Origin of the sequence: Hydrogenophaga flava NBRC 102514 (genome assembly GCF_001571145.1) — a bacterium.
GTDB lineage: Bacteria > Pseudomonadota > Gammaproteobacteria > Burkholderiales > Burkholderiaceae_C > Hydrogenophaga > Hydrogenophaga flava.
Genome location: NZ_BCTF01000012.1, coordinates 83,905 through 97,066 on the forward strand (window position 1 = coordinate 83,905; position 13,162 = coordinate 97,066).

Consider the following 13,162-nt stretch of genomic DNA (forward strand, 5'->3'; position numbering starts at 1 on the left):
CTCAACGCCCCGGGGCGGCCTTCCGAAAGGGAGCCGCCCTTTTTCATGGCCGGTGCTATGCTGGCCGCATGAAAACACTCGTGACCTGGCTGCTCGCCGCCTGCGCCTTGCTTCTGGTGGCTTACCTGTACCCCGGCGTGCAGGTGCAGAGTTTCACCTCGGCCCTGATCGCCGCCTTTGTTATCGGCCTGTTCAACATGGTGCTGCGCCCGGTCCTGGTGGTGCTGACGCTGCCGGTGACGCTGGTTACCTTGGGCCTGTTCCTGTTCGTGATCAACGCCCTGCTGTTCTGGGCCGCCGCGAGTGTGCTGGACGGTTTCCACGTCAACGGCTTCGGGACGGCGCTGCTGGGCTCGCTGATCTACTCGGCGATCATGCTGGTGGTGGACGCCGCGGTGAAGTCACTCCTGTCGCGCTGACTCGCGCAGCAACTCCTCCACCTCGCGCCGACGCACGTCGACGATGGCCAGCTCCATCGGGTCGGCGTTGCGCTCGGCCGGTGGCAGCATCTGGGCTGCGCGCAGGCGGTCGAGTGCCCCGCCGTAGTCCATCTGGGCCGCCCGCGCTTCGGCCTCCGACCGCACCGAGCGCAGGCGCTGCCCCATTGCGGCCTGCACGCGCGAAAGGGTCTGCCAGGCCAGCGCATCTTTCGGCTGTGCCACTACCCAGGCCTGCAGGCGGGTGGCGGCCCCGGCAAGGGCGCCCTGACTGGTCAGCGCCGCCTGTGCCCCGAACAGCAGATCGGCCCGCGTGCTGCCTGCCAGCGCCTGGTCCCGCAGCGTGGCCAGCGCGGCGTCGTTGAGCGCACGGGCGTTCGGTCCGATCAGGATTTCCAGCTGAAGCAGGTCCCAGGCCCCCAGGGTGCCCGGCGCGGCGGCGGCACGCGCCTGGCGCACGATGGACAGCGCCTGCGCCGACTGCCCGAGCCGGTGAGCGGACAGAGCCGCTGCGTACTGGGCCGCGGGCGCGGCGTTGGGCGCCTGCCCGGCCTGCAGCCAGGCGCGCTGGCGGTCGGGCCCGTTCTCCGACAGCACCCGGGCACGGGCCGCCATCAGTGCGTGCAAGGCCTTGGGCGGCGAGGCCGCCGGCCCCGTGACCGGCGCGCCGACGCGCGGACCGGTCGGTGGCGCCTCGGCGAGCGGCACACGGGCCCTCATGTCGGCCATGCGCTCGCTGGTCAGCGGGTGGCTGCGCAGATACGGGAACGATCCGTCGTCATTCAGCCGGGCCGCCTGCTGCAGCTTCTCGAACATGGTCACAAAGCCCAGCGGTTCAAATCCGGCGCCGGTCAGCACGCCGAAGCCGACGCGGTCGGCCTCGCGTTCCATGTCGCGCGAGAAGTTGAGCTGGTTCTGGATCGCCACCGCCTGGCTGCCGGCGATGGCGGCATTGGCCACGTCCACATTGGCCCGCGCCGCCAGCACCCCGAGGATCAGGGCCCCCATCAGCCAGGGCGCCGCCTGGTCCTGCTTGGTGAGCATGCGCGCAATGTGGCGCTGCGAAACGTGGCTGAGCTCGTGCGCGAGCACGCTGGCCAGCTCCGCAGACGACTCGGTTGCCGCCACCAGCCCCAAATGGACGCCCAGATAACCGCCCGGCAGTGCGAATGCATTGACCCGCTTGTCGCGCGAGATCAGCAGTTGCCAGGCCAGGCGCTCCGACAACTCGGGCGGCACATCGCCCCGGGCGCGCGCAGCGCCCAGCAGCGGCTGCCAGAGCGTCTGCAGGTAGTCGACCAGCACGGGGTCGTCCAGATAGTCCGGGTCGCGGTAAATGTCGCGCGCGATGCTGTCGCCCAGCCGCCGCTCGGCAGCGATGGACATGCCCGCGCCGTCTCCCAGCGACGGTAGGTTGACACCGGACTGCGCGTGCGTGACCGCTGAGGGCGGAAGCAGCAGCGCGGCAGCGAGCACGGCGACAGACCAGCGGCGGAAAGGCGGCGACAGCGGGGAGCGGGTGTGGAAAACCATCCTCGTATGATGCCGCCAAGCCCCAGAGGTTTCTGTAAAGACCGAGCAAAGACCAGCCACCATGCCCGACACATCCGCCCAGCCGCCCAGCCCTCTCACCCACTTCGACGCCCAGGGCCAGGCCCACATGGTGGACGTGTCGGCCAAGGCCAGCACCCACCGGGTGGCCATCGCAGAGGGCCGCATCACCATGATGCCCGCCACGCTGGCGCTCATCCGCAGCGGCAGCGCCAAGAAGGGCGACGTGCTGGGCATTGCCCGCATCGCCGGCATCCAGGGCGCCAAGAAAACCAGCGACCTGATCCCCCTGTGCCACCCGATTGCACTCACCCGGGTGGCGGTGGAATTCGAAGTGGATGAGGCGTCAAGCAGCGTGCTGTGCCGGGCGACCGCCGAATGCACCGGCCAGACCGGCGTGGAGATGGAAGCCCTCACCGCCACCAGCGCGGCACTGTTGACGATCTACGACATGTGCAAAGCGGTGGACCGCGGCATGACCATCAGCGGGGTGCGGCTGATGGAGAAGCATGGGGGGAAGAGTGGGAGTTTTGTGGCGCCCTAAAAGCCATCCACCGGCAGATAGCCGACTATCTCCAGGGTTTCGGAGTCCAGAACAGCCGTCCAGATCGTTTTTCGGGCTGTCAAGGGCAAGTAAACCAAGTCCTCGATCTTCCTGCCGTTCTCGAGCACCCACGCCGAAACCATGGACTCGGTTTCCTGTGATCTGGCCGACAAGAAAGCCAATGGCTTGGCCCGCTGGCGCATCACCTGCCGGTTTTGGTCGCTGATAGGCTGCCAATATTCTGGTCGCAGAGACAGGTCTTTCCCAGCCAAGGCCAATTCGAACGACTTCATACGCTCTTCACCGTCGCGAGACTCCCGAAGACCAATCAGGCGCGCGCCGGCAAAAGGAAGAGTGCGAAAAGCCGGTGCCGCTTTTGGAAGATCTTCGGGATCCACATCCGCAGCACTTACAGCCACCAATCGATCCACTTCATGCACCAAATACACCGGACGCGATTGATAGACGGACCACAGACCGTAGGCAAGCGCGGTCAGTTGTATCGCAGCAATGACGGAAAGATCTCGAGCTAGTTCGTTGCGGGGCTTGCGAATGTCGAAAACCACCAGGGTGAGCAACGGCCCCAGCACGACGTCCACTGACACCATGAGCCAAAACAGGTCCTGGCCCCCTGCAATTACCCTGTAGGGATAGGGAAACCAGAAGAAAAAGACCAAAGCAGCCGCACAGCCGGCCACCAGCGCGGAAATGCCTAGGTGCACACCGGAAGCCCGGATACGAGACCGCAAGTGCCAGCGGGAGGTTGTGGCTTCTCTCATCGTATTTTTGACCATAAAAAAGCCCAGGGCATGCCCTGGGCCGAATGCTCTGCTAAAAAGAAGATTCAGCGGCACTCGCTGGGCGCGTATTTGGCGGGGAGTGTACCCATGGTCAGTGCCGGAAGATTGCGGTCTGGACCACCAGAAACCGCATTGCTATCGGAAGCACACCCCCAGTCGACGGAACCAGTTTCATTGCCCGCCAGCGCGTCTTCCAGCTGCAACGGTCCGGCAGCTACATGTACATATGGCGTGTACACCAGCGTGGAATTGGCTGGAATAGCACCGATGTTGGCCGGATTGAACTCGACCGTCACCTCCCCGGTCACCCCGTCAACCTGCACACTGCTCACGTACTTTGACACCGCGCCAAGTCCACCCGCCGCGTCGTTGTACGTAGTGGCTGAAGCGGCCAAGTCGGCTTGCGTGGTGGCTTCTGTGGCCACCATCAACCTCGCTCCCTGGGCCACCGCGATGCCTTCGGTGATGCGGGCCCGGACAGTGTAGTCCTGATAGGCCGGCAAAGCGACCGCCGCCAAGATGCCAATAATCGCTACTACGATCATTAGCTCGATCAGGGTAAAGCCGTGCTGTTTCATATGCACCCCCAGCGATGTAACAAAAAGTTCGAGCTGCTGGCGTAAAAAAGGGGGCATCGCCCCCTTCTATCCAAAGCAATTGCCTTTGACGAATTAACGGCACTCGCTGGGCGCGTATTTGGCAGGCAGCGTTCCAGGGGTGACGGCAGCCAAGTTACGCGTTGCGCCGCTGGACACTGCGTTGGAATCCGAAGCGCAACCCCAGTCCATCGTGCCGGTATCGGTGCCAGTCAGAGCCGTTTCGAGTTGAACGGGACCGCCGGCCAACTGAACATACGGCGTGTAAACCAGAGTAGATGCGTCCGGAATGGCACCGATGTTTGCTTCGTTGAAGGTCACGGTAACCTCACCGTTGTCGGCGTTGATCTGAACGGACTCGACGTACTTGGACACCGCGCCAGCGCCACCGACCTGCGCGTTGAACGTGTCGGCCAGCGCCGTGAGTTCAGCCGCCGTACCCGCATCGGTTTCCACCAGCTTCTTGGCACCAGTAGCCAGAGAGATACCTTCCGTCACACGGGCACGCACCGTGTAGTCTTGATACGCCGGCAGCGCCACCGCAGCCAAGATACCGATGATGGCCACCACGATCATCAGTTCGATCAGGGTGAAACCTTTTTGCAGGGAACGCTTCATTGAAAACTCCTTGGAGGGGGTTGTGGGTTGAGGACAGGCACTTCTTCGCATGGAGCGTGCCAACCTGAACTGCCCTGCTTTTTGCGTGCTTTTTCACGGACCGACCCCGACCAGTGACGATTTGTGTCCTCTGTCGCTGGTGGTCACTGACAATTTTTGTCACCAGGCGCGCGCCCGACAAAAATTGTCAGAGTTCGAAGGTCTGCCCTGCGCTGAGCCAGCGGATGTCGTGGCGCACATCGCCCCCCCGGCTCGGCATGTCGTCGAAGCGGCGGATCTCTTCCATGATCAACCCGGTCTCGGCCGGCTTGGTGTGGGTGATGTAGATCGGGAAGCGTCGGCTGCGGTCGATCTGGTCCAGCTCGTCGGCCAGCGAGCTGGGCGCCAGATGCAGGCTGCGCTGGGCCAGCTCGCGCTCCCGGTCGCTGAAGGCGGTCTCGATGATCAGCATGGCCACATCGATCCGGTTGACGCGCTGCCAGAACGCCGGGTTGCGCTCGGTGTCACCGCTGAACACCCAGTGGCCGCTGGGGCTGTCCACCGCGTAGCCCACCGCGGGCACGGTGTGCACAGCAGGCAGCACCTCGATGTGTTTGCCGCCCACGCGCAGCAGTTCGCCCACGGTAATCGGTACGAAGCGCATCAGCGGGGTCTCGGCGCTGGGGATGGTCGAAAAGTCGGGCCAGATCAGGTTGTTGAAGATGTGCACCTTCAGCGCGGAGATCGTGCCCGGCAGGGCGTGCACCACCAGCGGAGCGGCACCGGCCGCCAGCCGCCGCGCGGCCACCGCATCGAGCATCAGGGGCAGGCTGGCCACATGGTCGAGGTGGGAGTGGGTCAGCAGCACGTGGTCGACCCGGGCCATTTCGTCGAGGCTGAGATCGCCCACCCCCGTCCCGGCGTCGATCAGCACATCGTCGTCGAGCAGGAAGGAGGTCGTCCGGCAGCCTTGCGATATGGCGCCTGAGCAGCCCAGTACGCGTACCCTCATCAATGTTCCAGGAGTTGGTGGCCCGTGCGGGCGGATTATTTGGTGTCGAACGCAGTGGAGCCGTCCCAGTCCGGAGACGGAGGCTCGACCCGCATGGAGACTACCCGTTCGGCGTAGAGCCGGTAAAGGACTTTTTTGGCATTCTTGCGCTGCAGCTGCCCTAGATAGGCGACGCACTGGTCCCAATCCTGCTGGCGCCAGGCATGCAGAGCCTTCTGCCACTCCTCCAGCTCTTCGGCCAGCGCGGGCGTGAGCTGGTCGGCGGTGCACAGCGGCGTGTGGATGGCCACGGCCTGTGCCTTGCCTTTGACACGCACCCTGTCCAGCTCCTGCCAGACAAAGCCGGGTGCCTGGCGGCGCGTGGATTCGCTGGCCACCACGTCGACACCGTACACACGGGTCAGCCCTTCCAGACGCGCACCGAGGTTCACCGCGTCGCCGACCACGGTGTAGCTTCGCCGCACGTCCGAGCCCATGTCGCCCACGCACATGTCCCCTGTGTTCAGCCCGATGCCAACGCCGATGGCGGGCAGGTGTGCGGCCTGGCGTTCATGGTTGATGGTCGTGATCTCGGCGGCCATGTCCAGCGCGGTCTGCACCGCCAATGCGGCGTGCCCCCGTGTTTCGACAGGGGCACCCCAGAAGGCCATTACGCAGTCGCCCATGTATTTGTCGATGGTGCCGCGGTGCAGGCGGATCACGCGTGTGAGTCGACTGAACACGGTGTTGAGCAGCGCCTGCAGCCCGGTGGGTGGCATGGATTCGGCAATAGCCGTGAAACCGCGCATGTCGCAGAACAACACAGTCAGTTCCCGCGTGCTGGCTTCCATGCTGTAGCTGTCGGGGTCCCTGACCATCTCGTCGACCAGCTCCGGCGGTACGTAGGTACCGAACAACTGGGCCAGCTCCCGCTTGGCCCGGCTTTCCACCAGGTAGCCGTAGCTCATGTTGATCACGAAGGTGAGCCCTGCCATCACCAGGGTACCGGCCATGGGCAGCGCCAGACCGTGGCCCAGGTAGAGCCAGGTGTTGAGCCCCACCACAGCAGCGAACACCGCCAGGCTCAGACACACGGCACCGGCAGCGCCCACCAGAGGCAGCCCGAACGCCAGCACCAGACCGGCCAGCAGCAGCACGACCAGCTCGTAACCAGCGGCGTAGTCGGGCCGGGCCACCATGCGCCCATCCATCAGTGCGGTCAGCACGTTGGCGTGGGTTTCGACACCGGGATAGGCCTCTCCCACGGGTGTGGCGCGCAGGTCCAGCAGGCCAGGGGCGGTGGTGCCCAGCAGCACGATGCGGCCCTTCAACAAGTCGGACGCCACCCGGTTGGTCAGCACATCCGACGCCGAAACATAGCGAAACGAGCCGCCCTGCGGACCACCGGGCCCGCGAAAAGGCACCAGCACCGCCAATCGTTCGTCCACCGGGATCTCCAGCACCCCATTGTTCTTGCGCAGTGCGATGCTGCGCGGCAGGTCGTAGCGATCCCCCAACGCCGGCTGCGGCGGGTAACGCGGCTCAACCGTCGGCATGCCGGAGATCTTCCGGAACATGGCGAGGGACAAGGATTCGTAGTAGGCCCCGTTGTGATCGGCCAGCAGGGGGAGGGATCGCACCATTCCGTCGTCACCGGGCACGGCATTGAAGAATCCCGCCAGTGGCGCGGCCGACACCAGATCCGGCAGATTGGATCCGTACCCAGTCCACTGCGTGGCCTGCAGAGTGCGGCCCTGCAGGTCGCCGAGCCTGAGCACGGGCTCGGGCAAAGTTCCGGACGTCCGGCTGCCGGATTCGTTGCTGAAGTAGAAGCCCATCACCACCGGCCGTCCGCGCAAGGCATCGGCCAGGCGCCGGTCGTTGTCCAGTCCCGGGCGCAGCCGTGCGAGCGCCTCAGAAAACGCCGGAAGGTCTTTCAGGTCTTCGCGAGCCAGCCGCTCCAGTTGTGGCAAGCCGGAACTGGCGTCCGGCTCTGCAAACACGGTGTCCATGCCGAGCAAGGCAATCTGGTGGCGATCAAACAGCGCGTCCACCAAGTCCGCCACGCGGTTTCTGGGCCAGGGCCAGCGCCCCACTTCGGCCAGGCTCTGTTCATCGATGTCCACGATCACGACACGCTCATCCAGGGTCGCCGGCATGGTCCAGCGCAGGCGCGCGTCGTAGATCTGGTCATCGAGCCGCTGCAGGCCATCCATGGGCAGCAGCCCCAGGACATGCAGCACACCCAGCAAAAGCGGCAACAGCGAAACTGCCACGCGCCGGCCGTGTCTGCTCAAGGCCTGCATGGAACGTTGCATTGGAGGCGGGGCGCCAAACGTCGGCGACGCCCGCAGGCAGGCTGGCCCGTCAGGCCTGGACGAACTGCATCTGGGTGCCAGCCAGCTCGATCAGGTCACCGTTCTGGAGGTTCACAGCCTCCGTGGTCAGCGCCCTGCCGTTCACCGTGGGCTTGACTGCGCCCTCCACGAGCGCGACGACGAATCCATGCGGGCGGCGGGTGATGGCCGCCACGGCAACCCCGGGTTTGCCGATCGTCGTCACCACCTTGACCAGGGGCACCTCGCGGCCAGCGGCCGCTCCGGACATGACCCGGATGGAGGCTTCTCCCACCGTCGAGGACTCGGATGCCATCACCGCACCCGAATTGATCACCGTCGTCTTTTCCTGTTGATCGGAGGCCCCGTCGTGGAAGAACTTGATCTTGTACTTGCCGATCTCGACGGTGTCGCCGTTCTGCAGCTGCTGCTTCTTGATCGCCTTGCCGTTGACGTACGTTCCGTTGGTGCTGTTGAGGTCTTCCAGGAACACATCCGCACCGGACATCTGCATGACGGCGTGTTCGCCGCTGACCGCCAGGTTATCGATCACGATGTCGTTGTACGGCCGACGGCCCAGCGTCGTGCGATCCTTGGTGAGCTGCACTTCCTTGATGACGACGCCATCGATGGAAACGATCATTTTCGGCATGGCCGACTCCTCTGGAACCTAATAACTAATGCCAATTGTTTACGGCTGCCCCAGCATACGCGACAACAGGCCCCTCTTGACCGGTTTGGCACGGGCCTGGGCCAGTATCACCGAAATATTATCGCGACCCCCGTTGACGTTGGCACAGTCGACAAGGTTGCGTCCTGTGGCCTCTAGCCCTGCTTCTTCCAGCAGGATCTCAGCGATGCGCTCATCGGGCACCATGTCGCTCAGACCGTCGGAACAGAACAGGTAGACATCGCCGTCCTCGACCCGGAATTCGTTGACCTCCAGCAGCACGGTGTCTTCAACGCCCAAGGCCCTGGTGACCAGATTCTTGTGGGTGGCAAACTGCGCCTGCTCCACCGAAATCAGCCCGGCGTCGATCTGCTCCTGCAGCAGCGAATGGTCGCGGGTGATCTGCTGAAGAACCCCACCGCGCAGGCGGTAGCAGCGCGAATCACCCACATGCCCGATCATGGCCCGGGCACCCTGAAACACCCCCATGACCAGCGTGGTGCCCATCCCCGCGTACAGCGGATTGGAGTTGGCCGCATTGAAGATCGAGCGGTTGGCGTTGTCGACACAAATCTCCATGGCCCGCTTGAGTTCGCGCGCATGCGCCTCATGACCGCCCTCGGTCATCCAGCGACCCAGTTCGTTGTGGATAAAGCCCGTGGCCATGGCACTGGCCACTTCCCCAGCGTTGTACCCACCCATGCCATCGGCCAGAACGACCACCTGGTTGGCGGGATCGAGCGCGACCGAATCTTCGTTGTTTTCACGAATCAGGCCGGGATCTGTCTGGCTGTAGTACTCGAAGATCATGTAGACCGGTTTTATAGCTTGAATCAGATTCCGCGACAGTTGCCCCCTGAGACATTTGTCACACTTTGAAGACAGTCACCTGTCTTTTCACAGCTTCACAGCAGGCATGAGACTTTGAACCATCGGCTGCCAACAGAACAAAAAAGGCCACGAATGCGTGGCCTTTTCTCTCCTCGTCGACGCTGATTACAGCTGCGCTTTGAGCAGCTTGCCCAGCTCGGAGGGGTTGCGCGTGATCACGAAACCACACTCCTCCATGATGGCGAGCTTGGCGTCGGCCGTGTCGGCACCACCGGAGATCAGCGCGCCGGCGTGGCCCATGCGCTTGCCGGGGGGGGCCGTCACGCCAGCAATGAAGCCGACTACGGGCTTCTTCATGTTGGCCTTGCACCATTGGGCGGCTTCGGCTTCGTCCGGACCGCCGATTTCGCCGATCATGATCACGGCATCGGTGTCTGGATCGTCGTTGAAAGCCTTCATCACGTCGATGTGCTTGAGGCCATTGATGGGGTCGCCACCAATGCCCACAGCGCTCGACTGGCCCAGGCCCACTTCCGTCAGCATGGCCACGGCTTCGTACGTCAGCGTGCCCGAACGGGACACCACGCCGATACGGCCCTTGCGGTGGATGTGACCGGGCATGATGCCGATCTTGATTTCATCAGGCGTGATCAGGCCAGGGCAGTTGGGGCCCAGCAGCAAGGTCTTCTTGCCGCCAGCGGCCTCCTTGGCCTTCATCTTGTTGCGCACCATCAGCATGTCCTTGACCGGAATGCCTTCGGTGATGCAGATGGCCAGGTCCAGGTCGGCTTCAACGGCTTCCCAGATCGCGTCCGCAGCACCTGCGGGCGGCACATAGATCACGGACACGGTGGCACCGGTCTGCTGGGCGGCTTCCTTGACAGAGGCGTAGATCGGGATGTTGAAGATCGACTCACCGGCCTTCTTGGGGTTCACGCCGGCCACGAAGCAGTTCTTGCCGTTCGCGTACTCCTGGCACTTCTCGGTGTGGAACTGACCGGTCTTGCCCGTGATGCCCTGGGTGATGACCTTGGTGTCTTTGTTGACGTAGATCGACATGGTGTACTTCTCCGGGGCTTATTTGACGGCGGCGACGATCTTGGTCGCGGCTTCGGCCATGGTGTCGGCGGCGATGATGGGCAGGCCGGACTCGGCCAGCATCTTCTTGCCCAGTTCTTCGTTGGTGCCCTTCATGCGCACGACCAGCGGCACGTTCAGGTTCACGGCCTTGCAGGCGGTGATCACGCCGGTGGCGATGGTGTCGCACTTCATGATGCCGCCGAAGATGTTGACCAGGATGCCTTCGACCTTGGGGTTCTTGAGCATGATCTTGAAGGCTTCGGTGACCTTTTCGGGGGTGGCACCGCCGCCCACGTCCAGGAAGTTGGCCGGCTCGCCGCCGAACAGCTTGATGGTGTCCATGGTGGCCATGGCCAGACCAGCGCCGTTCACCAGGCAACCGATGTTGCCGTCCAGACTGATGTAGGCCAGGTCGAACTTGGAGGCCTCGATTTCAGCCGGGTCTTCCTCGTCCAGATCGCGGAAGGCCACGATTTCGGGGTGGCGGAACAGGGCGTTGGCGTCAAAGTTGAACTTCGCGTCCAGGGCCATCAGGTTGCCCTTGGAGTCGCAGTTCAGCGGGTTGATTTCCACCAGCGACGCGTCGGTGTCCATGTAGCACTTGTAGATCTTGGCGAACAGATCAACCGCCTGGTCCACCGAGGCACCGGTCAGTCCGATGGCGGCCGCCACCTTGCGCGACTGCGCTTCGGTGATGCCGGTCAGCGGATCGATCATCTCGGTGATGATCTTCTCAGGCGTGGAGTGGGCGACTTCCTCGATGTCCATGCCGCCTTCGCTCGACGCGATCAGGGCGACCTTCTGCGTGGCGCGGTCGGTGACCAGCGACACGTACAGTTCGTTCTTGATGTCGGCGCCGTCTTCGATGTAGAGGCGGCGGACCTTCTGGCCTTCGGGGCCGGTCTGGTGCGTGACCAGCTGCATGCCCAGGATGTCCGAGGCACGGGCCTTGACATCGTCGATCGACTTGGCCACCTTCACACCACCACCCTTGCCACGGCCGCCGGCGTGGATCTGGGCCTTGACCACCCAGACCGGGCCACCGAGTTTCTGCGCGGCTTCAACGGCTTCCTGCACCGTGAACGCGGGAATGCCGCGGGGGACCGGCACACCAAACTGACGCAAGATTTCCTTGCCTTGGTACTCGTGAATCTTCATGAGGTTTCTCTCGGACTGGGGTTGTTCGATCCGGCCAAAGGGCACAGCCGGTGCGCGGACTCGTGGACACGGCAACCGACGACTGTATCATGCTGCGACGCAGCATACATATAAGCGACGGCTTACGTAATGCATAATTATCGAGCCGATCGCTGAACCCTGACTGACACACACAGGAGTTGCCATGGCCAGAATCTTCATCGACGGCGAAGCCGGGACCACCGGCCTGCAGATCCGCGAACGTCTGCAGCAGATGCCCGCCATCGAGATGTTGAGCATCGCGCCCGAGCGGCGCAAGGATCCGGAGGCCAAAAGAACGCTGATGGCCGAAGCCGACCTGGTGGTCCTGTGCCTGCACGACGATGCGGCCATCGAGTCGGTCGCGATGATCGACAGCCTGCCTGGCCGCAAGCCCCGCATCATCGATGCTTCTACCGCCCACCGTTGCCACGAGGGCTGGGTCTACGGCTTCCCCGAACTGAGTGCGGGCCAGGGTGAGGCCGTGCAGAAGGCGGACCGCGTCGCCAACCCCGGGTGCTACGCAACAGGAGCCATCGCGATCCTGCGTCCTCTCGTCGATGCAGGGCTGCTGCCCAGGGACTTTCCGGTGTCGCTGCCCTCGGTCAGCGGTTATTCGGGCGGTGGCCGCACGATGATCGAGGCCTACGAGGCCGGCACCGCACCGCTGCACGAGGCCTACGCGCTGGGCCTGTCACACAAGCACATCCCCGAAATCCAGCGCTACACCGGCCTGAGCCGCCGGCCCATCTTCATTCCGGCTGTCGGCAACTTCCGCCAGGGCATGCTGGTGCAGTTGCCGCTGCATCTGGACGAGTTGCCCGGTCGGCCCAAGGCCAGCGATCTGCACGACGCGCTGGTGGCGCACTACGCAGCCAGTGCGGCGCAAGGCGGCTGGGTCAGCGTGTTGCCCGCGCCCGCCGACGGCAAGCTGGACGCCACCGCACTGAACGACACCAACAAGCTCGAATTGCGCGTGTTCGCCAACGAAACGCACCGCCACGCCGTCGTCATCGCGCGCCTGGACAACCTCGGCAAAGGCGCCAGTGGCGCGGCCGTGCAGAATCTGCAGCTCATGCTGGGGCTGTAACGCCCGCCGTATCAGTCGTCGTCCGCACCGCGGACCACTCGGCGGATCGCCTCGGCACCAAAGCCGCGCGATGCGAGGAACCGCATCTGCTTGGCACGCCCTGCCGGGTCCGCCGCAGGCTCGCCAAACTTCTTGCGCCAGACCTCGCGGGCCCGCTCGGTCTCGGTGCCTCGCAGCCGGTCCACCGCCTCGGCCACCGCCTCGGCACTGACGCCCTTGGCCTGCAGCTCCTGCTTCACGCGACCAGCGCCCAGCCCGGCGGCCCGCCGGTGGATCACCGACTCGACCACCCGCTGTTCGCTGATGAAGCCTTTGGCCTGCAGCTCGTCCAGGGCGCGCTGCAGTTCACCCGGCTCCTGCTCGTGGGCCGCCAGCTTCTTCTCCAGCTCGGCACGCGAGTGTTCGCGGCCAGCCAGCAGCCGCAGCGCGCGGCCCTTGAGCGATATCTTGTCAAACCCCACCG

At 64.2% G+C, this 13,162-nt stretch carries 14 protein-coding genes; 3 read left to right on the plus strand and 11 right to left on the minus strand.

Annotated elements, in window-relative coordinates; all coding sequences use genetic code 11:
- Positions 1–68 precede the first annotated feature (68 nt).
- Positions 69–419 carry a phage holin family protein gene (locus tag HFL01S_RS12080; RefSeq protein ID WP_066258723.1) on the plus strand — a complete coding sequence of 117 codons (351 nt, stop codon included), beginning with the start codon at positions 69–71 and terminating at the stop codon, positions 417–419.
- Here HFL01S_RS12080 and HFL01S_RS12085 read toward each other — a convergent pair.
- On the minus strand, positions 402–1,970 hold the full coding sequence (locus HFL01S_RS12085; RefSeq protein ID WP_066258724.1) for a M48 family metalloprotease: 1,569 nt from the start codon (positions 1,968–1,970) through the stop codon (positions 402–404). The two genes, HFL01S_RS12080 and HFL01S_RS12085, sit on opposite strands and share 18 nt — an antisense overlap.
- A 61-nt stretch (positions 1,971–2,031) precedes the next feature.
- On the opposite strand from HFL01S_RS12085, the gene moaC reads away from it, so the two are divergent.
- A complete protein-coding gene (moaC, locus tag HFL01S_RS12090; RefSeq protein WP_066258725.1) occupies positions 2,032–2,532 on the plus strand; it encodes a cyclic pyranopterin monophosphate synthase MoaC in 501 nt (166 codons plus the stop codon).
- Here the strand turns inward: moaC and tfpZ are convergent.
- The 9 genes from tfpZ to sucC form a co-directional block, all read right to left on the minus strand.
- On the minus strand, positions 2,529–3,386 hold the full coding sequence (gene tfpZ, locus HFL01S_RS12095) for a TfpX/TfpZ family type IV pilin accessory protein (protein ID WP_157538855.1): 858 nt from the start codon (positions 3,384–3,386) through the stop codon (positions 2,529–2,531). The genes moaC and tfpZ overlap by 4 nt on opposite strands.
- On the minus strand, positions 3,377–3,967 hold the full coding sequence (locus tag HFL01S_RS25910; RefSeq protein WP_281179911.1) for a pilin: 591 nt from the start codon (positions 3,965–3,967) through the stop codon (positions 3,377–3,379). Before HFL01S_RS25910 ends, tfpZ begins: the two co-directional genes overlap by 10 nt.
- 36 nt (positions 3,968–4,003) lie before the next feature.
- Complete coding sequence (locus tag HFL01S_RS12105) at positions 4,004–4,546, minus strand: pilin (protein WP_066258727.1); 543 nt, start codon at positions 4,544–4,546, stop codon at positions 4,004–4,006.
- 187 nt (positions 4,547–4,733) lie between these two features.
- Complete coding sequence (locus HFL01S_RS12110) at positions 4,734–5,537, minus strand: 3',5'-cyclic-nucleotide phosphodiesterase (protein ID WP_066258728.1); 804 nt, start codon at positions 5,535–5,537, stop codon at positions 4,734–4,736.
- 35 nt (positions 5,538–5,572) lie between these two features.
- Positions 5,573–7,792: a CHASE2 domain-containing protein gene (locus HFL01S_RS12115; RefSeq protein ID WP_369407728.1), complete on the minus strand. Its 2,220-nt coding sequence runs from the start codon at positions 7,790–7,792 to the stop codon at positions 5,573–5,575.
- 91 nt (positions 7,793–7,883) lie between these two features.
- Positions 7,884–8,504: an FHA domain-containing protein gene (locus HFL01S_RS12120; RefSeq protein WP_066258731.1), complete on the minus strand. Its 621-nt coding sequence runs from the start codon at positions 8,502–8,504 to the stop codon at positions 7,884–7,886.
- A 39-nt stretch (positions 8,505–8,543) separates the two neighbouring features.
- The gene (locus HFL01S_RS12125) at positions 8,544–9,332 is read right to left on the minus strand and encodes a Stp1/IreP family PP2C-type Ser/Thr phosphatase (protein ID WP_066258734.1); all 789 of its coding nucleotides are present in this window, start codon (positions 9,330–9,332) and stop codon (positions 8,544–8,546) included.
- 186 nt (positions 9,333–9,518) lie between these two features.
- A complete protein-coding gene (gene sucD, locus HFL01S_RS12130) occupies positions 9,519–10,412 on the minus strand; it encodes a succinate--CoA ligase subunit alpha (protein WP_066258735.1) in 894 nt (297 codons plus the stop codon).
- 18 nt (positions 10,413–10,430) lie between these two features.
- Entirely contained in the window at positions 10,431–11,591 is a 1,161-nt protein-coding gene (sucC, locus tag HFL01S_RS12135; RefSeq protein ID WP_066258738.1) for an ADP-forming succinate--CoA ligase subunit beta, read from the minus strand.
- A gap of 184 nt (positions 11,592–11,775) precedes the next feature.
- On the opposite strand from sucC, the gene argC reads away from it, so the two are divergent.
- Positions 11,776–12,699, plus strand: coding sequence for an N-acetyl-gamma-glutamyl-phosphate reductase (gene argC / locus HFL01S_RS12140; protein ID WP_066258741.1), 924 nt, complete (start codon positions 11,776–11,778; stop codon positions 12,697–12,699).
- A gap of 11 nt (positions 12,700–12,710) precedes the next feature.
- Here the strand turns inward: argC and recX are convergent, their stop codons facing one another.
- Positions 12,711–13,160 (minus strand): recombination regulator RecX, encoded by a 450-nt coding sequence (recX, locus tag HFL01S_RS12145; RefSeq protein WP_066258743.1) that lies wholly within the window; start codon positions 13,158–13,160, stop codon positions 12,711–12,713.
- Between the last annotated feature and the right edge of the window lie 2 nt (positions 13,161–13,162).

What these genes read in the sequence shown, in the direction of transcription:
- HFL01S_RS12105 (WP_066258727.1), bottom strand. Translation starts at nt 4,546, where the DNA reads ATGAAGCGTTCCCTGCAAAAAGGTTTCACCCTGATCGAACTGATGATC.
- argC (WP_066258741.1), top strand. Translation starts at nt 11,776, where the DNA reads ATGGCCAGAATCTTCATCGACGGCGAAGCCGGGACCACCGGCCTGCAG.
- HFL01S_RS12080 (WP_066258723.1), top strand. Translation starts at nt 69, where the DNA reads ATGAAAACACTCGTGACCTGGCTGCTCGCCGCCTGCGCCTTGCTTCTG.
- sucC (WP_066258738.1), bottom strand. Translation starts at nt 11,591, where the DNA reads ATGAAGATTCACGAGTACCAAGGCAAGGAAATCTTGCGTCAGTTTGGT.
- HFL01S_RS12120 (WP_066258731.1), bottom strand. Translation starts at nt 8,504, where the DNA reads ATGCCGAAAATGATCGTTTCCATCGATGGCGTCGTCATCAAGGAAGTG.
- HFL01S_RS12125 (WP_066258734.1), bottom strand. Translation starts at nt 9,332, where the DNA reads ATGATCTTCGAGTACTACAGCCAGACAGATCCCGGCCTGATTCGTGAA.
- HFL01S_RS25910 (WP_281179911.1), bottom strand. Translation starts at nt 3,967, where the DNA reads ATGCCCCCTTTTTTACGCCAGCAGCTCGAACTTTTTGTTACATCGCTG.
- HFL01S_RS12110 (WP_066258728.1), bottom strand. Translation starts at nt 5,537, where the DNA reads ATGAGGGTACGCGTACTGGGCTGCTCAGGCGCCATATCGCAAGGCTGC.
- moaC (WP_066258725.1), top strand. Translation starts at nt 2,032, where the DNA reads ATGCCCGACACATCCGCCCAGCCGCCCAGCCCTCTCACCCACTTCGAC.
- HFL01S_RS12085 (WP_066258724.1), bottom strand. Translation starts at nt 1,970, where the DNA reads ATGGTTTTCCACACCCGCTCCCCGCTGTCGCCGCCTTTCCGCCGCTGG.
- sucD (WP_066258735.1), bottom strand. Translation starts at nt 10,412, where the DNA reads ATGTCGATCTACGTCAACAAAGACACCAAGGTCATCACCCAGGGCATC.